Source organism: Nesterenkonia sp. K-15-9-6, from assembly GCF_052656005.1.
The window spans coordinates 1-334 of sequence record NZ_JBQYEY010000080.1 but is presented as its reverse complement, the minus strand read 5'-3'; the positions used below and the strand labels follow the sequence as shown (position 1 = coordinate 334).

The following is a 334-nucleotide window of genomic DNA, read 5'->3' as shown; positions in this document are numbered from 1 at the left end:
CGGTCAGGCCGGGGTTCTGCTGTCGGAGTCGGAGACCACTTCGCCGGTGGATGCTCGAGCGATCTCGGGCATTGCTGGTGGGGATGGGTCTGTCACCTTGGATGGTGATGAGGCTGGCTTCGGTGCTGCGGAGTTGGATCTGCTCTCGCTGTTCAATGCTGCCGGTGTTGATGGGATCACGGAGGAGATCGTCTCGGAGGCGACTCTGCTGTTCGGTCTTGGTGGTGCTGAGGTCATCGCTGAGGATGGCGTGTTCCTGGATCAGGATGGTGTCGGTGGGCTGGGCCAGTACCGGGTGGGTGAGGCCAGTGTGCTGCTGACTTCTCCGGCGGTC

1 protein-coding gene is annotated in these 334 nt (G+C 62.6%); it reads left to right on the top strand.

The window, feature by feature from the left end:
• Positions 1-46 precede the first annotated feature (46 nt).
• Positions 47-334 (top strand): hypothetical protein (locus SD455_RS16690; RefSeq protein WP_445508757.1); only part of this gene is annotated, 288 nt, incomplete at its 3' end.